At 72.6% G+C, this 23783-nt stretch carries 22 protein-coding genes; 15 read left to right on the forward strand and 7 right to left on the reverse strand.

Annotated features, from left to right (window positions below; translation table 11 throughout):
* Positions 1-1092: 1092 nt before the first annotated feature.
* Both WMF42_RS39285 and WMF42_RS39290 read left to right on the forward strand, forming a co-directional pair.
* Positions 1093-1758, forward strand: a complete 666-nt coding sequence (locus WMF42_RS39285) for a class I SAM-dependent methyltransferase (RefSeq protein WP_061609627.1) — start codon at positions 1093-1095, stop codon at positions 1756-1758.
* Positions 1759-1827: 69 nt separating this feature from the next.
* On the forward strand, positions 1828-2454 hold the full coding sequence (locus WMF42_RS39290) for a hypothetical protein (protein WP_061609593.1): 627 nt from the start codon (positions 1828-1830) through the stop codon (positions 2452-2454).
* A gap of 56 nt (positions 2455-2510) precedes the next feature.
* Here the strand turns inward: WMF42_RS39290 and WMF42_RS39295 are convergent, their stop codons facing one another.
* On the reverse strand, positions 2511-3626 hold the full coding sequence (locus WMF42_RS39295; RefSeq protein ID WP_437688264.1) for a PhoH family protein: 1116 nt from the start codon (positions 3624-3626) through the stop codon (positions 2511-2513).
* 530 nt (positions 3627-4156) lie between these two features.
* Between WMF42_RS39295 and WMF42_RS39300 the strand changes: the two genes are divergently transcribed.
* The 4 genes from WMF42_RS39300 (at position 4157) to WMF42_RS39315 (ending at position 8326) form a co-directional block, all read left to right on the forward strand.
* Entirely contained in the window at positions 4157-5620 is a 1464-nt protein-coding gene (locus WMF42_RS39300) for a porin (RefSeq protein WP_437688265.1), read from the forward strand.
* Between the two features lie 180 nt (positions 5621-5800).
* Entirely contained in the window at positions 5801-7084 is a 1284-nt protein-coding gene (locus WMF42_RS39305; RefSeq protein ID WP_061613216.1) for a penicillin-binding transpeptidase domain-containing protein, read from the forward strand.
* Positions 7085-7532: 448 nt separating this feature from the next.
* Positions 7533-7829: a hypothetical protein gene (locus tag WMF42_RS39310; protein WP_148314458.1), complete on the forward strand. Its 297-nt coding sequence runs from the start codon at positions 7533-7535 to the stop codon at positions 7827-7829.
* 317 nt (positions 7830-8146) lie between these two features.
* On the forward strand, positions 8147-8326 hold the full coding sequence (locus WMF42_RS39315; protein ID WP_155799110.1) for a hypothetical protein: 180 nt from the start codon (positions 8147-8149) through the stop codon (positions 8324-8326).
* A gap of 149 nt (positions 8327-8475) precedes the next feature.
* Here WMF42_RS39315 and WMF42_RS39320 read toward each other — a convergent pair whose 3' ends face one another.
* The 4 genes from WMF42_RS39320 to WMF42_RS39335 form a co-directional block, all read right to left on the reverse strand.
* On the reverse strand, positions 8476-8982 hold the full coding sequence (locus tag WMF42_RS39320; protein ID WP_061613219.1) for a hypothetical protein: 507 nt from the start codon (positions 8980-8982) through the stop codon (positions 8476-8478).
* Positions 8983-9041: 59 nt separating this feature from the next.
* Positions 9042-12077: a BamA/TamA family outer membrane protein gene (locus WMF42_RS39325; protein ID WP_061613220.1), complete on the reverse strand. Its 3036-nt coding sequence runs from the start codon at positions 12075-12077 to the stop codon at positions 9042-9044.
* A gap of 39 nt (positions 12078-12116) precedes the next feature.
* Positions 12117-13199: a hypothetical protein gene (locus WMF42_RS39330; RefSeq protein WP_437688266.1), complete on the reverse strand. Its 1083-nt coding sequence runs from the start codon at positions 13197-13199 to the stop codon at positions 12117-12119.
* Positions 13200-13318: 119 nt separating this feature from the next.
* Entirely contained in the window at positions 13319-14167 is an 849-nt protein-coding gene (locus WMF42_RS39335; RefSeq protein WP_437688267.1) for a methionyl-tRNA formyltransferase, read from the reverse strand.
* Positions 14168-14271: 104 nt separating this feature from the next.
* Here WMF42_RS39335 and WMF42_RS39340 point away from each other — a divergent pair, with 104 nt between their 5' ends.
* From WMF42_RS39340 to WMF42_RS39380, 9 genes are all read left to right on the forward strand, one after another.
* Positions 14272-15090: a cell division ATP-binding protein FtsE gene (locus tag WMF42_RS39340; RefSeq protein ID WP_063815982.1), complete on the forward strand. Its 819-nt coding sequence runs from the start codon at positions 14272-14274 to the stop codon at positions 15088-15090.
* A 42-nt stretch (positions 15091-15132) separates the two neighbouring features.
* Positions 15133-16026: a cell division protein FtsX gene (locus WMF42_RS39345; protein WP_061612574.1), complete on the forward strand. Its 894-nt coding sequence runs from the start codon at positions 15133-15135 to the stop codon at positions 16024-16026.
* The gene (locus tag WMF42_RS39350) at positions 16023-17048 is read left to right on the forward strand and encodes a murein hydrolase activator EnvC family protein (RefSeq protein WP_437688268.1); all 1026 of its coding nucleotides are present in this window, start codon (positions 16023-16025) and stop codon (positions 17046-17048) included. The genes WMF42_RS39345 and WMF42_RS39350 overlap by 4 nt, the downstream gene beginning before the upstream one ends.
* 80 nt (positions 17049-17128) lie before the next feature.
* Complete coding sequence (rph, locus tag WMF42_RS39355) at positions 17129-17902, forward strand: ribonuclease PH (protein ID WP_061612576.1); 774 nt, start codon at positions 17129-17131, stop codon at positions 17900-17902.
* A complete protein-coding gene (gene rdgB, locus WMF42_RS39360; protein WP_081427028.1) occupies positions 17899-18525 on the forward strand; it encodes an RdgB/HAM1 family non-canonical purine NTP pyrophosphatase in 627 nt (208 codons plus the stop codon). The genes rph and rdgB overlap by 4 nt, the downstream gene beginning before the upstream one ends.
* A gap of 105 nt (positions 18526-18630) precedes the next feature.
* Positions 18631-18999 carry an AtpZ/AtpI family protein gene (locus WMF42_RS39365; RefSeq protein ID WP_061612578.1) on the forward strand — a complete coding sequence of 123 codons (369 nt, stop codon included), beginning with the start codon at positions 18631-18633 and terminating at the stop codon, positions 18997-18999.
* Entirely contained in the window at positions 18989-19453 is a 465-nt protein-coding gene (locus tag WMF42_RS39370) for an ATP synthase subunit I (RefSeq protein WP_061612579.1), read from the forward strand. The genes WMF42_RS39365 and WMF42_RS39370 overlap by 11 nt, the downstream gene beginning before the upstream one ends.
* A 218-nt stretch (positions 19454-19671) precedes the next feature.
* Positions 19672-20439 (forward strand): F0F1 ATP synthase subunit A, encoded by a 768-nt coding sequence (gene atpB / locus WMF42_RS39375; protein ID WP_061612580.1) that lies wholly within the window; start codon positions 19672-19674, stop codon positions 20437-20439.
* 293 nt (positions 20440-20732) lie between these two features.
* Complete coding sequence (locus WMF42_RS39380) at positions 20733-21071, forward strand: ATP synthase F0 subunit C (RefSeq protein WP_012240589.1); 339 nt, start codon at positions 20733-20735, stop codon at positions 21069-21071.
* A gap of 193 nt (positions 21072-21264) precedes the next feature.
* On the opposite strand, the gene WMF42_RS39385 is transcribed toward WMF42_RS39380, so the two are convergent.
* Together WMF42_RS39385 and WMF42_RS39390 are read right to left on the reverse strand one after the other, a co-directional pair.
* Positions 21265-22590 carry a L,D-transpeptidase gene (locus WMF42_RS39385; RefSeq protein WP_437688269.1) on the reverse strand — a complete coding sequence of 442 codons (1326 nt, stop codon included), beginning with the start codon at positions 22588-22590 and terminating at the stop codon, positions 21265-21267.
* A gap of 13 nt (positions 22591-22603) precedes the next feature.
* Positions 22604-23680, reverse strand: coding sequence for an FHA domain-containing protein (locus WMF42_RS39390; RefSeq protein ID WP_437688270.1), 1077 nt, complete (start codon positions 23678-23680; stop codon positions 22604-22606).
* Positions 23681-23783: the final 103 nt, after the last annotated feature.

The following is a 23783-nucleotide window of genomic DNA, read 5'->3' on the forward strand; positions in this document are numbered from 1 at the left end:
TGTATGAGACCGGGCGGGCCGCTCCCTCGATCAAGCCCGTCGCGGGCGGCAATGCAGGCGCGCGCACAACGCAGAGGCGCATCGACCTCCGGCCTGGCGCCTCCCACCCAACCATTGAAGCGCCCGGCGCAGGGTGCGAGCGCCTGGCGACGCCACACAGGCGACCAGCGCATGGCTACATTGCACGCCCCGGGCACACGACTGACCCATGATGGATCCTGATACGATGCCGCCCGGCGGAGCGACGCAGCGGGGCTCTCCACGACGCGCGCCGGGGGGGCGGCAATCACCGCCGAGACGAGAGCGCCTCGTCCAACCAGCACAGGCCACGGCCTCGCGCTGGGAGCTGCCTCCCCGTCCGCCCGCGTCGCGACGGCCGCGCGCCCGCTTCGAGCGACAACCGCGACGAGGTAAATCGCCAGCAGGCTCATCGCGAGCCGATGGTCGAGCTCTTCCCGCGACATCCGCTCATCGGAGCGGGAGGAAAGGGATCGCGCGCGTCCGTGTCTTCGGCCGCCTCGCCCGTTCAACGAGGGACCCGCCGGGCTCTTCGAATGCCGACGCCGCGAAGGCGTCCGCCGGCCCACGATCGAGGCGCGCCTACAGCGCAGCGCCGGTCTCGAGATCACGCGCGTGGCCGCCGCCGCGGGCGGCGCAGGGTGACGCGTTGGGGGCGCGTCGCGCCCGGCGGACCGGCCGCGGACGCGTGGTCCATACGGCAAGACTTTCCCTCGTTACATAACAGAGCGCCGAAGCGGGCTCATCGCGATTGTCAGGTCTCCTGCTCGGCGCTCCCGGAGCGCTCGGCCCCCGATCCGGCGCTCTCGAGCGCGCGGGCCCGCTCCCGGGGCGCACGTCCTCTACGACATTGTCGTCTGCTCCAATGCAAGGACGACGGCCGAGATGCCGGCCCGCTCCACCCCGGCTTCTTCGAACGCCTTCCTGTCCATATCTGCGCCGATCCGGCATCCTCCCGCGTTGACCGGGCATCCTTCATGACGATCCCGGTGTCGGCGCCCCCCGGCGGCGGCCGAGATTGGCCAGCCGCCGCCCCTCGTTGACATGCGCCCCCATCGCGAGAAGGATGCGCGCATGCCGCTGGTCCGTAGGCTCGAGCCGGAGGTCATGGATACCGACGAGGACGCGCGGGCCTATGACAGCATGGACCACGCCGCCGTCAACACGGCGTTCTGCGACGCGCTCCTCTCCCACGATCCCGATCTCGCATACGCCCTCGACGTCGGCACAGGGACCTGCCTGTTGCCCATCGAGCTTTGCAAGCGCGTTCCGACGGCGCGGCTCAAGGCGATCGATCTCGCGACGTCGATGCTCGCGCTCGGGCGCAGCCACGTGGAGCAGGCCGGGCTCACCGACGCCATCGCGCTCGCGGTGGTGGACGCGAAGGAGCTGCCCGAGCCGGACGAGACGTTCTCGGCCGTCCTCTCGAACAGCATCGTCCACCACATCCCCGAGCCGATCGCGGTGCTGCGCGAGATGCTCCGCGTTCTCCAGCCCGGCGGTCTCCTGTTCGTGCGCGACCTGGTCCGTCCCGAAACGGAGGCGTCGCTCGCCGCCCTCGTCGCCACGTATGCGGCGAACGACACCGCGTACCAGCGAGCCCTCTTCGACGCGTCCCTGCGCGCGGCGCTCTCGCTCGATGAGCTGCGGGAGATGCTGCGCTCGCTCCAGATTCCCCCGGAATGCGCACAGATGACCAGCGACCGGCACTGGACCCTGGCGTTTCGCAAGGCGCCGTGACGCGCGGCCGACGCGCCGGCCCGTCAAATCAGCGCGACGTCCAGCCCGGCACGTAATAAAAGCGTCCGCGTGAACCCCACCGGAACACGAGCTCGCCGCGCGCGCGGCGTCGCCCGCGCGCTCCTCCTGCCCCTCACCCTCGTCGTCCTCGCGGCCTGCGAGGAGAGCCCGCCGCGCCCGAGCGAACCGGAGCGGCCCGCGCCCCCCTCGTCGCAGCCGGGCGCGTCGGCCGCGCCGCCCGCGGCCAGCGCGGCGGCCACGGAGCAGCCCAGCGCGGGCGCGCCGGGAGACGCGGGCGAGCCCCAGGGCACACCGGTGTGGCAGGGCACGTGGGAGGGGCGCTACGACGCCAAGAAAGGGAGCGTCGTGCTGCCCCCCAAGGTCAAAGATGCCGTGCGCCAGAAGGACGACGGCAAGGTGGCCACGGGCGCCGGGACGGTGACCGTGACCGTCGAGCCGAGCGGAGAGCTGAAGGGTACGGCGAAGGGAGCGCTCGGCGACGCGACCCTCGTCGGCAAGGTCGAGGACGGCATGGTCCGCGCCTCGGTCTTCCCCGACGATCCGCGCGCGCCGAACGCGATGACCGGCATCCTGGTCGGGAAGCTGAAGGAAAACGTGATCGAGGCGGAGATCCGCGTGACCGGGCCCGACGCGATGCTGGTGCGCGAGTCCCCCGTGGAGCTGAAGAAGAAATGACGCGCGCCGCTGGACGAGCGCGCCGACGCCGGCGCCTCGCCCAGCGGCGCCTCGCGTCAGCTCGCGGCGCCAGCTCCGCCCGGCTCGTCCGTCGGCGGCCGCCCCTGCGGCGCAGCCCCGGCCTCTCCCGCCGGCGCGCCGCCGCGCGGGCCGCCGCGCGCCGCCTCGCGCCGCTCCTCGCGCCGCTCCTCGCGCTGGCGCGCCACCTCGGCGTCGCGCTGCTCGTACGCCACGATGATCCGCTGCACGAGCGGGTGGCGCACGACGTCGACCTCGGTGAACGAGCAGATCGCGATGCCCTCGATCCCCGCGAGAAGCTCGCGCGCCTCGGCGAGGCCGCTGCGCGCGCCGTGCGGGAGATCGACCTGCGTGACGTCGCCCGTCACCACAGCGCGAGACGCGTAGCCGAGGCGGGTGAGGAACATGCGCATCTGGTCGCTCGTCGCGTTCTGCGCCTCGTCGAGGATGACAAAGCAATCGTTGAGCGTGCGGCCGCGCATGAAGGCCAGCGGGGCGACCTCGATCTGGCCGCGCGTCACGAGGCCTTGCGCCTTGTCCGCGTCCATCATGTCGTGGAGAGCATCATATAAAGGACGCAGGTACGGATTCACCTTCTCGGCGAGGTCGCCGGGCAGGAAGCCGAGCCGCTCTCCCGCCTCGACGGCGGGGCGGGTCAGGATGATCCGCTTGACACGACGCTCGAGCAGCGCATGAACCGCCATCGCCATCGCGAGGTAGGTCTTGCCCGTACCCGCCGGCCCGATGCCGAACGTCATGTCGTTCGATCGGATCGCCTGGATGTACCGCTTCTGCGCCAGCCCCTTCGCCGAGATGGGCCGGCGGCGCGCCGAGATCAGGACGACATCCTCGAACAGCTCGCGCAGCGTCATCGCCGGATCGTCCCGGAGCGCCTGCACCCCGCGCACGTAGTCCTGGGGATCGAGGACCACGCCGCTCCTCAGCATCTGCGCGGCCTCCGCGAGGCAGCGCTCCGCGAGCGCGACCTTGTCGGCGTCCCCGGCCAGCCGGATCGTGTTGCCTCGAACGCCCGACTCGATGCCAAGAGTGCGCGCGATGAGCTTCAGGTTCTCGTTTCCAGGCCCCGCGAGGGCCACCAAGGTGCTGTTGTCGAGCACCTCGACATCCGCCGTGATCCGCACGCTCGTCGTCATCGCGTGATCCTTCCCGGAAATTGCCCCGGCGCTCCTTCGCCGACGCGACCGTCCCATCGGAGCGGGCTCTTGACCCACCCACCCTCTACGTGATTGTGATGCCCGCGCGTCCACTGGCTTACACAGAATCGTAACGTCCAGGTCATAATCCTGCTGCGGGGTCCATGGTGGATTCAGGCGCGCGGGCGAGCCGCACAAGGGAGAACTGCATGAGGTTAGCTACATCAGCGTTGCTGGGCATGACCGTTACGCTGTCGGGCCTTTCGGCGCTAGCACAGCCTGGGCCCCAGGGCCCGGCGCAACCGGCGCCGACGCCGCCCGCGGCCCCGGCCCCGGCCCCGGCCCCGCCCCCGGCTGCGGCCCCGCCCGCTGGCGCCGCAGGCGCGGCGCCGCCGGCTCCGCCCGCCGACGCTGCGCCTGCAGCGCCGGAGCAAGCGCAGCCGCCCGCCGTTCAGGTCCCGCCGCCCCCTCCTCCTGGAGCGGCTGCGGCCACGGCGCCGCCCCCGCCGCCCCCGCCGGTGTTCGCGCCGATGGCCGATGCGGCCGTGGTCACGGAGCAGCAGCCGCTCGCGGGGTGGCACGGCGGCTTCTTCCTCCGGGACGCCAATGACACCTTCCGGCTCTACCCGAAGGCCCGGATGCACCTCGACTTCCAGAGCAGCTTCGGCCGCGGGGTCTCGGACGTGGGCGCGGCCGACGGCGGGAACGCGCTGCAGCCGCGCTTCTTCGTCCGTCGCGCCCGCCTGGAGTTCGACGGCGAGTTCCTGAAGCGATGGTCGTTCAAGCTCGACGTCGACTTCGCCGGCCAGGCGCTCGGGAACGCCAACGGCAGGGCCGAGACCTCCGCCGCGCCGGCGGGCCAGGCGCCGAGGGCCGAGACCGCGCGCTTCGCCCCGGTGCAGACCACGAGCCCGAACGTGGCGCTCGCCGACGTCTGGATCAACTACTCGGTCCTGCCGGCGCTGAACTTCATGTTCGGGCAGTTCAGCTCGCCGTTCGGGATCGAGACCCAGACGAGCAGCAACGCCATCACGTTCATGGAGCGCAACATCGCGATCCGGAGCTTCGCCCACCCGGAGGCCAAGAGCATCGGGGTGATGGCGTGGGGCGACGTCGCCGACAGGATGCTCGGCTACGGCATCGGCGTGGTCGCCGGCGACGGCCAGAACCGGCCCGGCGTCGACGCCCCGCCCGATTTCATCGGCCGCGTGTTCGCGCGCCCGTTCGCCGGCGACAAGAAGGGGCTGCTCGCCAAGGCGCAGATCGGTATCAGCGCGCAGCACGGAGAGCGCGACCAGGACTACGTGGGATACGACTACGCGCCCATCAGGACGGGGCAGGGGTACACGCTCTGGAGCGGCGGCTACAGGGATTCGCTGGACCGGCAGATCCACGTCATCCCGTCGGGCGCGCAGAACGCGATCGGCGGTGAGCTGCGGCTGCCCATCAAGATGGTCGAGCTGCGGGCGGAGGCGTACTACCTCGCGAACAACACCCGCGAGGCCGTGGAGGGCTATCAGCTCACCAACACCGAGCGGCTCGGCCGGGTGAAGGGCCTCGGCTGGTACGTGCAGCTCTCCGCGTGGCCCGTGGGCGACGCCTTCGTCACCGGGGATCCCGGGTACAGCCCGCGCCCTGCGAAGGTCGATCTGACGAAGGAGCCCGAGAAGCCGAAGTCGGGGCTCGAGGTCGCGGCGCTCCTCTCGGGGATCAACGCGACGTACGACGGCGCGACCCGCAAGGATAGCGAGCACGACGACGACACGCCGGGCGCCGAGGGAGGGCCGGGCACCGATCTCGACGTCCTGCAGATCGGCGTCGCCGCCAACTACTGGCACACGAAGAACGTGCGGCTCAGCGTGAATTACAACGCCTACCTGACGCCGGGCAGCGGATCGGACGAGAACCTCCTCCGGGTGCCTGGCAACACCCTGAAGCGGGCCGACGCGCACGCGCTCCACGAGCTCGGCGCCCGGCTCGGCCTGTCCTTCTGAGCCGCGGCGCTGCCCTCCTCGGCGCGGCCGGCGACGCGGCCGCGCCGCTCGATCGTTTGCCCTCCAACGAATATCGCCGGGCACCGCGCTGGGCGGCGCCGCGCCGCGCCGCCCGCGCCCGCCGGCCGGGGGCGCGCCTCAATTTTGGCCCAGCGCGCCGCGGCGGGGTACCCGTCGGCCATGCGCGACATGCGTCAGTGGATCGCCGTCGGCGCGGCCGTCGGGCTCGTTGCCGTGACCCTCCCCATGCTGCGCGAGCACGACGTCCAGCTCGGGGGATTGCTCGCCAAGAAGACGACCGCCGGCGGGCCGACGATCACGCGGAAGGTGACGCCGCCGCCGCTCACGGACCTCGATCTGACGCGCATCGACGACCGGCGGAGCCCGCCGACGGCGCCGGCGCACGGCGGCCGCGTCGCGGAGCTGACCATCAACCCGATGTACCAGCGCGCGGCGCTCGGCTTCCTGCGGGCGGGCCAGGTCCCGGAGGGCGCTGTCGTGATGACCGATATCCGCACCGGGAAGGTGCTGGTCTGGGCCAGCTACGTGAACGAGGGGGCGCTCCACGACGTCGCCGCCGAGGCCACCGCGCCGTCGGCGAGCATCTTCAAGGTCGTGACCGGCACCGCGCTCATCGAGGCCGGCCTGAGCCCGAGCACCAAGCAGTGTTATTCGGGCGGCGAGCACTCGATCCGGCCCGCCGACATGATCGACAACAAGCGGCGCGACAAGTACTGCGCGACGCTCGGGCAGGCCATGGGCCGGAGCATCAACACGGTGTTCGCGCGCCTCGCCGCCAAGAACCTCGATCACGAGAAGCTCGGCGCCGTGGCCGCGAAGCTCGGCTGGGGGCAGGACACGCCGTTCGACGTGAAGGTCGCGACGAGCACGATCGCGCTGCCGGAGGACGAGCTCGGCTTCGCGCGGACCGCGGCGGGCTTCTGGAATACGACGCTTTCGCCGTTCCAGGGGGCGAACCTGGCGACCATCGTCGCCAACGGCGGCGAGATGATCCGGCTCCACGTCGTGTCGAGCGTCCAGGACGAGGTCGGCGAGATCTACCAGGGCGCGAGCGAGCGGCAGGTGCTCAAGCGCGTGATGGACGAGAGCACGGCCAGCGCCGTGACCACGATGATGGAGGCGACGGTGGATAACGGGACGAGCTACCGATCGTTCCACGATCGCAACGGTCGCGCGTACCTCCCGGATATCCGCGTCGCGGGCAAGACGGGGACGCTCACGAAGCCGACGCCCGAGGGACCTTTCTACACGTGGTTCGTCGGCTTCGCCCCGAGCCGCAAGCCGGAGGTCGCGATCTCCGTGATGGTCGCGAACGGCGCGAAATGGCGGGTGAAAGCGACCAACGTGGCGTGCGACATGCTCCGCACCTACTTCGCGGATCAGGGCGCGCCCGGCGTCAGCGATCCGAACAATCGGACGGGCGCGACAGCCAAGCGCCGCTGACGTCCGCCGACGCACCTCGGCGCCGGATCCGACCCGGCCCGCATTGCCTCACGCCGCGCGACGCAGCCGGCGGCACCTGGGACCGGAGCGCCCGCCACACGGGCGCGGCGCAGCGCCGCTGCGCCCGATCGGGCTGGGCATCGGACCAGCGATCGCCTAGCCTGTGCGCCCCCGCGGCAAGGCTGAGAGCGTTCGCCTCGTTCCGCCCGGCCCGCGGCTCGCCGCCCTGGCGACAGACGACGCGGCGAGTCGTCGCGCCCGCTCGGCGGCCGGCAAGGTATGCTGAACCATTGTATGCGGCGCCTGGACCATTGATTTACAGAACTTTTCCGCCCAGGAGCCGGCCCCCCTACACCCGCTCGCCGTCCGCGGCGCGCAGGTCCGGGCGGCTCCTATGCAGCCGGACACCCTGGGCCAGGGTGGGACCTAGTTGCGAGAGGCGCTGCTTGTGCAGCTTGTGCTCGGCCGAGATCTGCGTGCTAGCATCTCTGTTGTGCAGGTTGTGCTCCGCAAGCTCGGCCGGGGATCGCGCGCAGTCGTTGGCCGGCTCGTCCGTGCACCACGGAAAGGCTCGGTCATCGTCATCGAGTTTTCCGATGGAATGCATGAATACGTGACGACCCCGGTCAAGCGCGTGTTGCGTCTCGCCGGGCGCGAAGTCTTCTACATAGAGACCGTGAACTCCCGGTACCGCCTCGAGGTCCGCGGCCGCGAGGTCGCGCTGGACGGCGCGGTCGGGGGCTGAACCAGCCGGGCGCGGCCGCGCAGCGCGAGATCGCGCCGGCCCCGCGCTGACGACGCGACGACGCGACGACGCGACGACGCGACGACGCGACGATGAAGCCACCAGAGCGCGCGCGGGACACTGCACACGCGTCTAGCTCGAGAACTGCGCCTCCGCGCGCATTGCCCCTTGCGCTCCCATTCGCTCTTGGGCACATTCCCGCTCCCTTTGAGGGGCCCCGCGGTAGTCCATCCACACGGTTGCAGGATGGGGCTCGCCTGGCGAGCTGTCTTCACGATGCCGCGCCCGTGCCCCCGACCGTGAGGAGATTGAAGCAGATGGGCAAGCGCGATCGTCGCCAGTCGATGAAGATGAGGCGCCGCAAGGCGCAGGCTGCCAAGAAGGAGCGCGCCAAGCGCAGCAAGCTGACGAGGGCCACGACCGAGGTCGCCGGAAAGGCCAAGAAGCCCCGGGCTGCGAAGAGCAGCACGCCCGCCAGCCCTGCGCCGTCTGCTTGACGGGTGCGTGGCCGGCACGCCGGCCACGCGGGGGACCGCCGCTGCCGCGCGGTCCCGCCGATCACCGACATCGCGCCGGCCGGCGAGGAGCTCGAGCCCGGCGCGGTCCCCAGCGCGCCGCCGCGCGCCTCAGGCATCCGCGGCGGCGCTCACTCATCTCGAATGACGCGCGTGTGGAGGCTCAGGCCCTGTTTCCGGCCCGTGTCGACCGCGCTCGACGCCTCGCCGGCCTCCTCCGCCGCGGGCGGGGGCTCGCCGAGGAGCCCGACGTCGCCGTCTCGCCGCTCCTCGCCGATCAGCTCCCAGTGGCCCCGCGCGTCGCGCCAGCGCTGGGCGATCCGGGTGGTGCGGACCGTGGACTCGTCGTTCCGCAGCCAGAGGACGTCGAGGTAGACCTCGGCCTCGTCGCGCTGGACCATCTCGAAGCCGCCGAACTCCACGTCGACGACCCGGAGGCGGGTGCCCCACGCGGCGTGGCGGCTCATGAAGTCCTGGCGAGCGGTCGAGCCCACGCGCTCGAGCGCCACATCCATGCGGCCGAACCGGGTCGCCGTGTTCATCTCGAGCGCGGCTTCGGTGAGACGCTGGGAGTTGCTCGGGGCGATGCCGCAGCCGGCGAGGGGGAGGAGGCTCAAGGCGAGGAGGACGCGGCGCATGGCCGAGCACCGTGGGCGAAGCGGCCCGCACGGGCAAATTTCCCGCGGGCGCGCGGCGCTCAGAACGAGTTCGTCGCGACGAAATAGAGCTGGCCGCCGGGGATCGCGCGCTCGCTCAGGCCGTAAGCGTAGCCGAAGCGTAGCTGCGAGAAGGCGACGTACCCGAGGTTCAAGCTGAACCACACCTCGCCGCCGACCGAGGTGTGGAGCTGGGGCGAGTAGAGGAGGCTCCCGTTCGTGAAGAGCGCGAGGTCGTCGGTCTCGAAGCGGTTGAACGCGCCGCCGTGGTCGAGGAAGAGGCTCGCGTCGATGCGGCGCAGGTAGATCGGCAGCGTCGAGAGGCCGCGATCCGGCTGGGCGACGGGCACGCGGTACTCGAAGGTCTGCGAGAAATACGAGCGGCCGGACATCACGCCCGGCGCGTAGCCGCGGAGCGTGAAAGAGCTGTTCGTGACCCCCGTGAGCAGGGTGTCGACGAGCGTGAGGTTCTCGAGATCGTACCCGCCGACCGCGTAGGCGCCGCCCCGAGGGAAGTTGCCGCCCGAGACCGCCCCGGCGACGCGGAACGCGAGGGTGTGGTCGCGCGACCAGGGCATCGCCACGTAGGCGCTCAGGGCCGTCGAGAACGCATAGGTCGTGTAGCTGCTGCCCGTCTCGCGGCCGGCGTAATCGAGGCCGGCGTTCATCGCCACGCCGCGCACCGCGCCGGCCGCGTCGAGCGAGCCCTCGGCGTTCGAGAACGCATAGCCGAGGTGCGCGAGGTTCAGCGTGCCCTGCGGCGGGAGGATGGTCCGGGGCGCGTAGGGGTCGATGTTCTTGCCGATGGGGAGCTTGCCCTTGAAGCCGACGCTGCTGAACGACGCGCTCAGCGTCTGCCGCGAGAACTCGCCGCGGATCGGGTAGCTGATGCCCGAGACGATGCCGATCGCGCGCTCGTCGTAGGTGATGTCCCGGCCGCCGATGCGGTAGCCCCGGCGCGGCGATGTCACGTAGTACCCGCGGACGCCGAGGTCGACGGGCAGGCGCCCGTAGTTGTACCCGAGCAGGACGTCCGGGGCCGGCGCGTCCGGCTGGACCGTGAGCTGCCCGAAGATCGCGTGCCGGCCGACGATGTCGGAGCCGGTCACGCTCACCGTCAGCGCGTTGGAGCCGTAGCTCCCTGGCGCGTAGTCGAGCGTGACCGCGCGCGGCGCGAGCGTCGGGAGCGGGTTGTACGGCGTTCGCTCGATCCGTATCGCCGAGGCCTCGGTCGCGGGATCGGGGCGGTCGCTCGGGGGCGGCGGCGCCGGGAGGAAGCGCGCCGGATCGAGCGGCATGACGAAGAGGTCGTGGCCCCGGGCGGTGTACCCGACATAGACAAGCGTCTTGCCATCGGGGCTGATCGCCGGCTGGAAGGCCCCGAGTCTCACGTTGGTGACCTGCCGTAGCGCGCCGGTCGAGAGCTCGCAGGCGTAGACGTTGTGGATGCCGGTGCGGTCGGAGGTGAAATAGAGCGTCCGGCCGTCGGGCGACCAGACCGGGCTCATGTCGGTCGCGCGATCGCGCGTCACCTGGCGGAAGCTGCCCGTGGCGACGTCCACCACGCGGATGTCGCGGTAGCCGCCGGCGGTCCAGACGCTGTACGCGAGGAGCTTGCCGTCGGGCGAGAACGACGGGGAGTAGGCCTGCTCGAAGCGGGCGCTCGGCACGAGGTCGCGCCGCTCCGAGAGGACGCCGTCCCTGGAGAGGCGCGCGATCTCGAGGTACCGCGTGCCCTTGCTGTTGAGGGAGAAGGCCACGTGGTCCCCGGTCGGGCTCACGTCAGGCGCCGAGGAGCGGAGGCCGTGGGTCAGCCGGCGGCGCCGGGGCTCGTCGCCGTCGGGCGCCGCCTCGCCGCGCGGCAGGAGGACCAGGTCGTCGCGGTAGTACTGGTTGCGCCACGGCATGAGCGCCGTGAAGATCAGGTCGCCGGCCGGCGTGAAGGCCGGCCGCGAGGCGGAGCTGGTGCGCGCGAGGAGCGCCTCGGGGCGCGCGCTCCCGGGCGCGGGCGCGGCGAGGGAGAGGCGGTAGATGCCGCGGCGGTCGTGGCCGTCGTCGCGGTAGTAGACGATCTCGTCGGCGGCGCCCCGGCGCGCGACGGGCGGCACGAACCGCGGGTAGTGCACGATGCGCCCGTGATCGGTGAGGCGCGCCCCCTCGCGGAGCCCGCGCGCCTCGACGGCGGCCACCTGCTGCCGGTAGACCCGGCGGAGGTGGTCCTTCCAGCCCTCGTACAGATCGACGTACGTCCTGCCCGTCACGCGGCGGATGGCGCGGTTGATCCCCCACGGGACGATCGACGCTCCGTAGTCGGCGGAGACGGCGCGCATCGTGTTGGGGCCGTAGACGTCGAGGATCCAGCCGAGGAACCTCGAGCCGTAGAGGTACCAGAGGTTTCCCTGCGGCCAGCGGACCGGGGAGCTCGAGATCTGATCGAGCCCCGCGATGTTGTCCGCGAGCACGTCGGCGCGCAGGTACATGTCGAAGACGGTCGAGCGCATGCGGCCGCCGCTCGTGTGATGGCTCTCGCTCACCACCGCGAGGCCCTCGATGATCCACCGCGGCTGCACCTGGTTCGGCGAGAACGACTTGCCGACGATCGCGTTCAGGAGCGCCGGGATCCCCGAGGTGTTGTCGATGTGCGCGATGTGCGTGAACTCGTGCGTGACGAGGTCGAGGTACCAGTCGTCGTAGTCGCCGAGCGTCGACAGGTCCTCGGGCCCGGACACGAGGAGGGAGATCGCGTTGTAGGGGATCGTGCCGGCCGACCCGTTCGCGCTCTCGGAGTCGTCGGTGATCACGATCTCGGTGCGGCCCTTCGGGGCGTAGCCGAGCGCGTCCTCGACGCGCCCGTAGATCGTCTCGGCGAGCGAGGCGATGCGCGCCGCGATGGGCTCGAGGCCCTGCGGGTGGTGCACGCGGAAGTGCGCGGTCTCGTAGGTCCAGAACGCGAGGTCGGGGTCGCCTGTCGCCCGGGCGGGCCGCGGCGCGAGCAGCAGCGTCGCCGCGAGGACGGCGGCACAGAGGACGGAGGCTGCGCGGTGGAGCGGCCGGCTCGCTCGCGAGCCGGGCCGCATGGGAAGGAGATTCACCGGGATCGACGCGGCGTGGCGGTGTCAGAGGTCGTCGTAGAAGAGCGGCTCCCTGTTGCGCGTGAACCGGGAGACGAGCTGGCGCCCTTCCGCCGAGATCTGCGTGATCCGGGCGCCAAAGCCGGGCTCGGCCGAGTCCCTCGAGCCGCCGGCCTCGCGCGTCCACCGGACCGTGGCCAGCGCGGTGAACTCGTAGTTGCCCGGCAAGCGGACGCGCAGGGTCATGGCCGTGCCGATCGGCGGGATCTTGTAGGTCGCGACGAAGATCCCGCCGTGCTCGACGACGTCGTTGCCAGCGAGCCCTTTGTAAAAATTCGACGGCGTCAGAGCGCCGAGCTCGACGTCGACGACAGCGGCGGCCGCGCGGTTGTCGACGGACTGCAGCGTGGCCTGGAACGGCGGCGCGCTGCGCGCGTCCGCGTGAGCCTGCGGGGCGGGCGCGCGCCGGGGCTGCTGCGGCGAGGGGAGCGTCTGCTGGAGGTGCGGAGGAGCGGCCACCGGCGCGGGAGGCGCGGCCACCGCGACGGGCGGAGGAGCAGCGACGGCGACCGGCGGCGGCGCGGGCGCAGCGACGGGCGCGGGCGCAGCGATGGGCGAAGGAGCAGCGACGGCGACCGGCGGCGGCGCGGCCACCGCGACGGGCGCGGGCGCAGCGATGGGCGCAGGAGCAGCGACGGGCGCGGGCGCAGCGATGGGCGCAGGAGCAGCGACGGGCGCAGGCGCAGCGATGGGCGCAGGCGCAGCGACGGCGATGGGCGCAGGCGCGGCCACGGGCGCCTGCGCGCCGGCCGCCTGCGCTCTGCTCAGCGCGTGCACCTTGCTCAGCGACGACGCGACGTGCTCCATCAGCACGTCCACCACCGGATCGGCCACGGTGACGCTCTGCAGGCGGTTCAGGACGTCGCGCACGTGGCCGAGCGCGACATCGCTGCCGTCGAGGGTCTGCCCCCCGGAGCGCTCGATGCGGTGCATGATGCCCATCGCCTGCGCGATCGGCTCTGCGAGCGCCTCGACCTGAGGCGACACTCCCCCGTTCGACTGGAGCGCATTGAGCGCCGCCGCGAGCAGTTCGCGGGCGCTTTTCGCAAGCTGCGCGGGTTCCGACATGAATCCTCCGAGGGGCGCATCCTACGCGGTCGCGCGCGCGCAGGTTCAGGATTCGATGGCCCGTGAGCCGGCCAGGCGCGCCCGCTGGCCACGGCCGCCGGGCGCGCCCCGGCCGGCGGTCACCCGCTCGCGGCGCCCGACGCGACGAGCGCCGCGAGCTCCCCCGCCGACGCCGGCTCGCCGTCGATCTCCCCCTCCAGCAACGCGACCGCCGTGTCGCCCGTCCGCACGACGACCACCCCGCCCTGGGACACCGCCTCGCCCGGCGCCAGCGCCTCCGCGAAGCCCGGCGCCGGCGCCGCCCGCAGGACGATGACGCAGGCGCCCTCGATCTCCGTCCATGCCCCCGGCGCCGGCGCGAGCGCGCGGACGTGCCGCAGGACGCGCTCCGTCGGCCACGACCAGCAGATGGCGCACGCCTCGTCGTCCGGCGCGGGCGCCGCCGTCGCGAGCGCCGGGTCCTGGGCGACGCCCGCCACCTCCTCGCCGCGCGCGAACCGGGCGACCGTGCGTCGCAGCACGCGCAGGCTCGGGCGATCCAGGGCGCGGGCGAGCTGCCAGGCGGTCCACGCCGGGTCGATCGGGAGCCGCTCCTGGTCGAGGATGTCGCCGGTGTCGTACTCCGCCTCGATCCGGTGCGCCGTGACGCCGCTCTCGGCGTCGCCCGAGGCGATCGCCCAGTACGTCGGGTCCGGGCCGCGGTGGCGCGGGAGCAGCGAGGGGTGCACGCCAATCCCCCCGAGCCGCGCCGCCCTCACGAGCGACATCGGCAGGCGCGTGGTCCAGAACCAGCTCACCAGGAGGTCGGGCGCGAGCGCCTCGACGCGCGACCTGAGCTCGGCGCGCTCGACGTCGGGGCGCATCAGGAGGCGCAACCCGAAGACGCGGCCGGCGCGGCGGAGCCCCACCGCGTCGGCGCGGCTGATCGCGGCGAGGGCGATCTCGTGGCCGTCGGCGTGGAGCAGCAACGCCGCGAGCGGGAGGCCGAAAAAGGCGATCCGGAGGGGTCGCCCCTCCGCGCCTCGGCCGAAAAGTTTTCCGTGTCCGAGCAGGCTGATAGGTGAAGGGTCCGATGGCGGCGCCCCCCCCGCAAGGCTCTTTTCGACCCGCGCTCCGGCCCGGCCACCGCTACGACGCGTCCGCCGCGCGCCGGCCGATCCTCGTGTTCGAGGACGTATATAAGTCGTACCGCGCGGACCAGCCGGTGCTGCGCGGGATGTCGCTCTCGATAGAGCGGGGCGAGTTCGTGTTCATCACCGGCCCGAGCGGCTCGGGCAAGAGCACGCTCCTCCGCCTCGTTCACCGCACCGAGCGCGTGGACGACGGCCGGATCCTCTTCCTCGGCCGGGACATCGCGCGCCTGACCGACACGTCGATCCCGGCGCTGCGGCGCAACATCGGCTTCGTCTTCCAGGATTTCAAGCTGGTCCCGAGCTGGACGGTGTTCGACAACGTGGCGATCACGCTGGAGGTGCTCGGCCTGCCGTCGCGCCTGCTCCGGACCCGGGTCGGCGAGGCGCTCGAGCGCGTCGGGCTCTCGGGGCGCGGCGGCGACCGGGCGCAGGTGCTGAGCGGCGGCGAGCAGCAGCGCGTCTCGATCGCGCGGGCGATCGTCGGCGAGCCGACGCTGATCCTCGCGGACGAGCCCACGGGCAACCTCGACCCGCAGCTCGCGATCGATCTGCTCGGGCTGTTCGAGGACATCCACGAGACCGGCACGACGGTCCTGTTCGCGACGCACGATCGGACGCTGCTCGACGTGCGCCCGCGGCGCGTGGTGGTGCTCGACGACGGCAAGGCGACCGACGTGCCCCACGGCCTCGGCGGCGGCGACCTCGCCGGCGGCGAGGACGAGGACGAGATGGATAGCGGCGTGCGCGGCGCGGCGTAGGCCGAGGGCGCCGCCCAGGCGATCGACCGATAGAGGGACCGGATGCAGACAAGCGAACGTGACGATCGGCGGAGGCGGCTTCGCACCTGGCGGGCCGGGAGGAGCGACTGGCGCCTGCAGGCGCTGTCGATCTTCTCGCTCGCGGTCGCGTTCGTCTGCCTCGCGTCGGCCCTCCTCGTTGTCACGAACCTCGTGGCGGTGCGCGATCGCTGGTCGCGCGCCGGCCGCGCCACGATCTACCTGCGCGACAGCGCGACCGACGCGGAGGCCGCGGAGCTCACGCGCGCGCTCGAGGGCACCCAGGGCGTCAAGAAGGTCCGGCTCGTGACGAGCGCCGAGGCGCGGCGCGAGGTGGTGCACGACGACGGCGACAAGGCGCTCGCCGCGCTGCCGCCGAGCGCGTTCCCCGCGTCGCTCGAGGTCGGCTTCACCGAGGAGATCTCGGACGAGGCGCTCGCCTCGATGACCGTGAAGCTGCGCGCGCTGCCGGCCGTGGACACGGTGGAGACGTACCAGCGCTGGACGGAGCGGCTCTCGTCGCTCCTCGGCGGCGGCGTGGCCGCGAGCGCGTGCCTCGCGGCGATCGTCCTCTGCGCCGTCGTCAGCGTCATCGGCTCGACGATGCGGCTCCTCCTGCACCGCCGGAAGATCGAGGTCGAGGTGCTGAAGCTGGTCGGCGCGACCGACGGCTTCGTGCGCCGGCCGTTCATCGTCGAGGGCGCCACGCAGGGCGCCGCCGGCGCGGCGGGCGCGCTGCTCATGCTGGGGGCGCTGTTCCTGATGGTGCGGGGCCGCTTCGATCACGAGCTCGCCAACCTGCTCGGCGTCTCGCCGTCGTTCCTGCCCTGGCCGGTCGCGCTCGGGATGGTCACCCTCGGCGCCGCGCTCGGCGCCGCGACGGCGCTGCTCACGCTGCGCAAGATGGTGGCGGTGTGAGGCGCCGCGCCCGGATCGCGCCGATCGCGCTGGCGCTCCTGACCGGCGCCGCCACGAGCGGCGCGGAGGTCCCGGCGCTCGATTCGACGTCATCGACGGCGGCGGCGCGCGCGCCCTCGCCCGCCGCGAGGGCGCCGGCCCCGCGCCCGAGCTCCGCGCTGGCGGAGAACGATCTCGACCGGCTGCTCGCGAAGCTCGACGCCGAGGAGAAGGCGCTGCGCGCGGAGCTCGACGCGATCGGCCCCGCGCTGGAGGTCACGCGCCGGCGGATGATCGCGCGCGGGCGCGCGTACTACCGCCACGTGCGCGCCGGCTTCCTCCCTGTGGGCGGCGGGTTCGACGCGCTGGTCGACCACGCCGCCCGCGTGGAGCGCACCCGGCTCGCCCTCGAGCGCGATCTCGCCCGCGAGGCCGAGCTGACCCGGCGCAGCGCCGAGCTCGCCGATCGCCTCACGCACCTCGGCGCGGAGCGCGCGCCCCTCGAGGTGCACCGCGAGGCGATGAACCGCGCCCGCGTCGCGCTGGCCCAGGAGGAGGAGCGCCGCGCCGCGTTCGCGCGCGCGTTCGCGACCAGCGTCCGCCCCGACCACGTCGCCATCTACGGGGCGGACGTGGGGCCCGCCGAGCTCGATCGCCGCGCCGGCTTCCGCTCGCTCCACGGGCGGCTCCCCTTCCCGATCGCCGGGCGCGCCGAGGTGCGCAAGGTGTCGCGCCGCGGCGTCGGCGGGCCGGGCGTCGAGCTCACCGCGCTGGACGGCGCGCCGGTCCGCAGCGTGGCCGCGGGGCGGGTGGCCTTCGCCGACAGCTACGCGGACTACGGGCTCACCGTGATCGTCGATCACGGCGAGCGTCACTACTCGGTGTACGCCAGCCTCGGCGCGGTGGACGTGCGCGCCGGCGATCAGCTCCCGGGCGGGGCGCGGGTGGGCACGGTCGCGAGCGGGCCTGACGGCGCGAAGCTCTACTTCGAGCTGAGGCGCGGCGCCGAGGTGATCGATCCGGGCCCCTGGTTCGGGATGTAGCGGCCGCGGCCCGCGGCGCTTCCTGCGCGCCGCCGCGAGGCGCGGCCGTGCCACGCCGGAGATGTGCTAAGGCGGCGCTCGTGAATCGCCCTGACGGTCGCCCCCTCGACGCCCACCGCCCCGTGGAGATGATCCTCGGGTTCCACCGCAACGCAGAGGGATCCGTCCTCTACCGGGCCGGGAGGACGGTCGTGCTCTGCACGGCGTCGGTCGATCCCACCGTCCCCGCCTGGATGATGGGCAAGGGCGCGGGGTGGCTCACCGCCGAGTACCAGATGCACCCGCGATCGAGCCCCGCGCGCAGGGAGTCGCGCGACGGGCGGGGCAAGGCCCCGAGCGGCCGCACGCAGGAGATCCAGCGGCTCATCGGGCGCGCGCTCCGGGCGGCGGTCGATCTGAAGCAGCTCGGCGAGCAGACGATCGCGATCGACTGCGACATCCTCGAGGCGGACGGGGGCACCCGGACCGCGTCGATCACGGCCGGGTTCGTGGCGCTCGCGCTGGCGCTCGATCGCCTGCGCGCGGCCGGCGCGCTCAAGGGGCCGGTGCTCCGCGATCAGGTGGCGGCGATCAGCGTCGGCCACCTCCCGGGCGGGCTCGCCCTGGACCTCGTGTACACGGAGGACAGCGCGGCGCGCGTCGACATGAACGTCGTGGCGACGGCGGTCGGCTCGATCGTCGAGGTCCAGGCGACCGCTGAGGATGAGGCCATCCCCCGCACGGAGCTCGACAGCATGATCGACCTCGCGCTCGCGGGCGTGGCGTCGCTCGCGAGCGCGCAGCACCGGGCGCTGGCCGACGCCGGCGTCGATCTCTCCGAGCTGTTCCAGACGGACCACTGGAGGGTCGCGTGAGCCGGGGGCCGATGCGCCTGCTCGCCGCGACCTCGAACCGGGGAAAGCTCGCGGAGCTGCGGTCGCTGCTCGCCGATCTCCCGATCGAGGTGCTCTCGCTCGCGGAGGCGCTGCCGGGCGCGCCGGCGGTCGTCGAGGACGGCGAGACGTTCCTCGAGAACGCGCTCCTCAAGGTGCGCGCCGGCGCGCTCCGGTCGTCGATGGTGACGCTCGCCGAGGACTCGGGGCTCGAGGTGGACGCGCTCGACGGCCGGCCGGGCGTGCGGTCGGCCCGCTTCGCGCGGGAGGGCGCGACCGACGCGGAGAACAACGAGGCGCTGCTCTCGGCGCTCGCGAGCGTGCCGGACGACCAGCGTCGCGCGCGCTTCCGCTGCGTGATGGTGCTGCTCGACCCGCGATCCGAGCAGCCGCCGATCGTGACCGAGGGGCGCTGCGAAGGCTGGATCGGCCGGCAGCCCAGGGGAGCGGGCGGATTCGGCTACGATCCGCTGTTCGTCGTGGAGGACTACGGACGGACGATGGCCGAGCTCGGCGAGGCCGAGAAGAACCTCGTGAGCCACCGCGGCAAGGCCGCGCGGGCGATGCGGTCCTCGCTCGAAGCGCTGATCGCGCGGCGCCCGTAGCGGCGGCGCCCCGGGCCGAGCGCCCGACGGCGGTTGACCTCGTCCGGGACCGCTTGTAATCGCGACCTGAGGCACCCAGGTACTGCCGGGTGATCGGATCCCCTGATGAAGCAGGACTGGAAGGCCGTCGGAAGCTACGGGACCATCGGCCTCGAGGTGGTGCTGAGCATCCTGCTCGGCCTGTTCATCGGCCGCTGGCTCGACGGGAAGCTCGGGACCGATCCGCTGATGTCGGTGCTCTGGTTCTTCTTCGGGCTCGGCGCCGCCGGCAAGGCGGTCCATCGAGCGTGGAAGGAGATGCAGGCCGAGGCGGCGCGGGAGGAGCGCGAGCAGGGGAACCCCGCGCCGATGTTCGAGGACCGGAGGGCGCGGCAGGACGATCGCGCGCCGGAGGACGACCGGCGGGCGGCTTCCAGCAACGTCGCCCTCGATCCCGACGAGCGGCAGCCCGCGAAGGAGCACGATGAGCGCTGAGCGACGATCCGGGGCACGCGGCGACGAGCCGCCGCGCAGGGAGCCCGACGCGGAGGAGCAGCCGGGGGTCGGGGACGCGACCATGCGTGCCGTGCTCCGCTGGGTCGCCGGCACCGCCGCTGTCCTGTCCGTGGCCGGGCTGCTCGCGTACGGCGTGCGCGCGGCGCTCGGCGTCGCCATCGGGGGCGCGATCGCCACGGCGAACCTCTACGTCTTCGCCCGCATCGTCGACGCGTTCATCTCGCGCCGGGGCCACACCGTGTCGTGGACGGTGATCGCGATGGTGAAGCTCACCGCCCTGATGGGCGGGGTGTGGCTCATCCTGAAGAGCGAGGCCGTCTCGGGGGTCGCCCTGATGGTCGGCTACGCCTCCCTCGTGGTCGGCATCAGCCTGGGGACGCTGTTCGGACCGAAGCCTCCTGCGGAGGGGGCCCCGCCGAGCGCCCCCGGCTGATGTCCCGCGGAGGCCGGCGCCGCGCCGGGGACGACCAGCGCGCTACCTGATGTCACCTGGAGCGGACCTGGCGCGCTCCAGGGTGCCCATCGTGGGCGAGTTGTGGTAGAGGCGAGGCCCCCTCGACCGAGGGCGAACTCCTTCAAGGCGCGCGAGCGCTCGCGGCCGTGTCAGCACAGCCGCGCGGCCGCCAGCGCGGCGCATCGACGACGAAAGCCATGCCTGAGCATACAGGGTTCCTCACGTACCTCCTGGCGCAGCTCCCCGGGCTCCGGGAGAACGCTCGCAACATCGGCAAGACGTTCATCGGTCACCACACCGTGGATTACCGCGGGACCGAGCCGATCTTCATGAGCCTCCTCATCATCGTGCTGTTCGTGCTCCTCGCCAGCGAGGTGCGCTCGCAGTACCGGCGCCTGAACGAGTCCGTGATCCCGGAGGACAAGCTCACGCTGCGGACGTTCTTCGAGGCGTTCTTCGGCTACTTCTACGGGATGGCCCGCGACGTGATGGGGCCCGTGAACGCGAAGCGGTACTTCCCGCTCATCGGCGGTTCGGCCGCGTTCGTCTTCTTCTCGAACGCGTCGGCGCTGATCCCGGGGGTGAACCCGCCGACCTCGAACCTGAACGTCACGATCGGGTGCGCTGTCGTCGTGTTCGTCCTTTTCAACTACTACGGGCTGAAGGAGAACGGCTGGGGCTACATCGCTCACCTCGCCGGACCGAAGTGGTACCTGGCGCCGCTGATCTTCCCCATCGAGGTCATCTCCACCTGCGTCCGCCCGGTCACCCTCTCGATCCGGCTCATGCTCAACATCGCTGTCGATCACCTCGTGGCGAGCATCTTCCTCGGGCTCGTCGCGCTGTTCGTCCCGGTGCCGCTGATGTTCCTGGCGATCATCGTCATCACCGTACAGACGCTGGTGTTCTGCCTGCTGAGCTGCATCTACATCGGGCTCGCGACGGAGAAGGCGGATCACCACTGAACGCCTCGCCTGACCGCTCGGTCGAGACCTGCCGGCGCCGCAGAGAACAGCGCTCGGGAGTGAAGAGAAGGCTAGCCAGCCCTCGAAAAACGGATTAGAGGGGCCCCGCTGTCGATGGGTTGCCCCAGAGAGGTGGGTGGATCGCGGAAGCGCGTCCCCTACCGATGCAGTTGCGAGGTCCCGGGAGCGATCCCCGGAGCTCGATGGGGGGCCGCCCGCGGAGCCCCCGACCCACGCAGATGTTACGCATGCAGCCCCGCGCGGGTTGTGTGGCTTGAAAGGAGCAGATTCGGATGTCGCTGAAGAGCAAGCTGTCGCTGTCCGCCGTTGTCGGCACGGCGCTGGTACTGGTTCCCGCTATGGCGCTGGCGCAGGATGGCGCGGCGTCGAACAAGTACGACGCGAACTCGTGGCTCGCCGTCGCGGCTGGATTCGCGATCGGCATCGCTGCCCTCGGCGGCACCATGGGCCAGGGGCGCGCTGCGGCGGCCGCCCTGGAGGGCATCTCCCGGAACCCGGGCGCTGCGGCCCGTATCCAGACCCCGATGATCCTCGGCCTGGCGCTCATCGAGTCGCTCGTGCTCCTCTCCTGGGTCATCGCCTTCTTCCTCCAGGGCAAGATCGCCCCCTGAGCCAGCGCTCGCCGCGCCCAACGGGCCCGGCTTCGCTGCTGCTCCCCCCGCCTCCCCTCGCCCTCTCTGCTGCGCCGGTCGAGCGCTCCTCTCACGGAGCCTCGCCCGTCCGCGATGTCTCCCCCGCTACCCGCCGCCGTCGCACGCGCGCCTCGCGCCCCGGCTCCCGCGCGCGAGGTTCCGCCGCCCGCAGCTATCGCACGCGCACCACGGTCCCTGGCGCGTGCGCCGTGGGGAGGACCGCTGTCCATCCGGCGGGGAGCCGGGGCGACGTCCACCAGAACAGCCGCTGCGCGTCGAGCGGGGCCAGGTTCACGCAGCCGTGGCTCCGCACCTGGCCGAACGAGCGATGCCAGAACGCGCCGTGCAGCCCGACGCCCTTCGAGAAATACTGCACGTAAGGGACGTCCTCCATCCGGTAGTAGCGATCGGCGCCCTCGTCCTCGAGGTTGTCCATGTCCGAGGTGAGCAGCTTGGCCCAGACGCGGTAGGTGCCGGCCGGCGTGACGCTCGACGACCCGGGCGCCCCCTTGCCGGTCGAGACGAGCGTCGCGAACACGGGGCGCCGCCCCTCGTATGCGACGAGCGTCTGCGTCGCGCGCTCGACGTCGATCCACCGCTCGCCCGCGTCGACGTCGACCTCGGGCGGCGGCGGCGCCACCGACGGCCGCCGGAGATCGCGCGCCGCGATCCACGCCGCGCCGTCGCCGTCCGCGACGCGCGCGAGCTTCCCCGACGCGCCCTGCGCCTCTTCCAGGTAGGGGACGACCTCGAACCGCGCCTTGCTCTCCTCGGTCCGCGCGAAGCCCGCCGCCGTCCTCCGGTAGAGCGGCGCCTTCTCGGACGCGACCCACGCGGTCGCGATCTCCGCGGCGCCCGCGGGCACATCCACCCCGTGGAAGGCGAACGCGCGCACCGGGCCGAGATCGCGCATCGGCACCCAGAACCCGCTGTTCGTGCGGCCGTACCGCGCGCCGCCCTGCGCTCGCTCCTCGACGATCGCCACCGCGAAGCCGGGCTCGAGCTGCGCGTCCGGCGCGTCGATGTCGGCCGCCTCCGCCCGGCGATAGCCGAAGGTCCCCTCGGGGCCGACGAAATAGTAGCGGTACGGCAGCCCGTCCGGCATGTCGCGCCACGTGCGCACCAGCGGGCTGATCGGACCTGCGGCCGAGAGCTCGACGGCGTCGTCGCAGACCCAGGCGGTGGCGCCCACCTCGAGCCAGCGCCCGAGGCAGCCGTCGCCGCGCCGGACCGCGAAGATGGGGAGCTGCACGTTGCGGTCGACGGAGCCGCGCCGGCGCGCGTTCTCGCCCGGCGCCTCGAACAGCGGCTGATCCCGCTTGAGCACGCGCGCGCTCTTGACCCACGGCGGGAGCGGGATCTCGCCCGCCTGCACCCACGGCGGGGGCTGCGCGGCGAAGACCGCGCCGCCCCAGATCGCCGCGCCGAGGGCGACCGCCGCTGCGGCGCTTCGCAGCGCCCGCTCGCGGCGGGATCCCGGGACGCGGTGCGCGCTCAAGGACCTGCCGCGGTCAGCGGTACGAGAAGCGCACTTCGTGATCGCAGATCCGGAAGAGGTCGCCCTCGACGATGGCCTTCCGGGCGATGCGCTGGCCGTTGTACTCGACGCCGTTCGTCGAGCCCATGTCGACCATGTAGTACTGGCCGTTCAGGAACTCGACCATGGCGTGCTGTCGCGACACGTTCGGGTCCTTGATCGTCAGATCGCTCGACTGCTTGCCGCGCCCGATGATGAACCGGTCCTTGTTCACCACGAAGCGCTGCCCCGCGTAGAACGCGGCGAGCGCCGGGCCGGCGGGGATCTGGCTCGGCATCCCCATGGCCATCGGCGGCGGGCCCGGCACGCTGCTGCCCGTCGGCGGCGCAACGCCGTACGGCGGCGACACCGGAGGTCCGATCGGCGAGGCGTACCCGGTCACGCTGCTCATCGGCGGGGGCGGCGGCGGACCCGAGCGGCCCGGCGGCGCGCCGGGCATGCTCTGGCGCCCACCGGACATCGAGGCCTGAGACGGGAGCGGCGGCGGCGCGCCGAGGCGGGTCACGCTTGTCGGCGGCGGCGGCGGCGGGCCCATGCGGCCCGGGATCGGCGGCGGCACGGGCAGGCTGGGCCGCTTCCCGCCGGCGTTGCTGCTGCCGGGCGGCGGCGGCGGCGGCGGCGCGCCCTGCCGGACCTGCCCCGGCGGCGGCGGCGGCGGCGTGAGCGCCGGGACCGGCGTCGGCCCCGGCCCCACCGGCGGCACGCCGTACGGCGGCGACGGCGCGCCGTAGGCGGGCGCGCCGGGCGATGCCCCGTAAGGCGACCCGCCGGCCGCCGGCTGCTGCTGCAGCGCGACCATCGGCGAGACGCCCCCGCCGAAGGGCGGCGGCGAGCCCGGCGTCGCCAGCCCGGGCGGCTGGAGCGGCGGGTTGGGGGGCATCGCATTGGCCTGATGAGCGTGCGCGATCGCCTGCTGTCCGGAGCCGGGGGGCGCGTCGACCCTGGCGGGCGGCGGAAAAGGCGTGCGCGGGCTGTAGCTTCGCTGCCGCGCGTACTGCTTCATCGACTCATTGATGAGGTAGTCGATGGAGCACTCGAGCTCGCGCGCCATCTGCTCGAACGTCTCCCAAAGGACATCGCGACACTGGAACGTCCGTGCGCTTTTCTTGTTCGGATCCGCGCTCATCTCTACCCAACGATAATGGAGGATGAAT

This window comes from Sorangium sp. So ce176, assembly GCF_051519835.1.
GTDB classification, from domain to species: Bacteria; Myxococcota_A; Polyangia; order Polyangiales; family Polyangiaceae; genus Sorangium; species Sorangium cellulosum_G.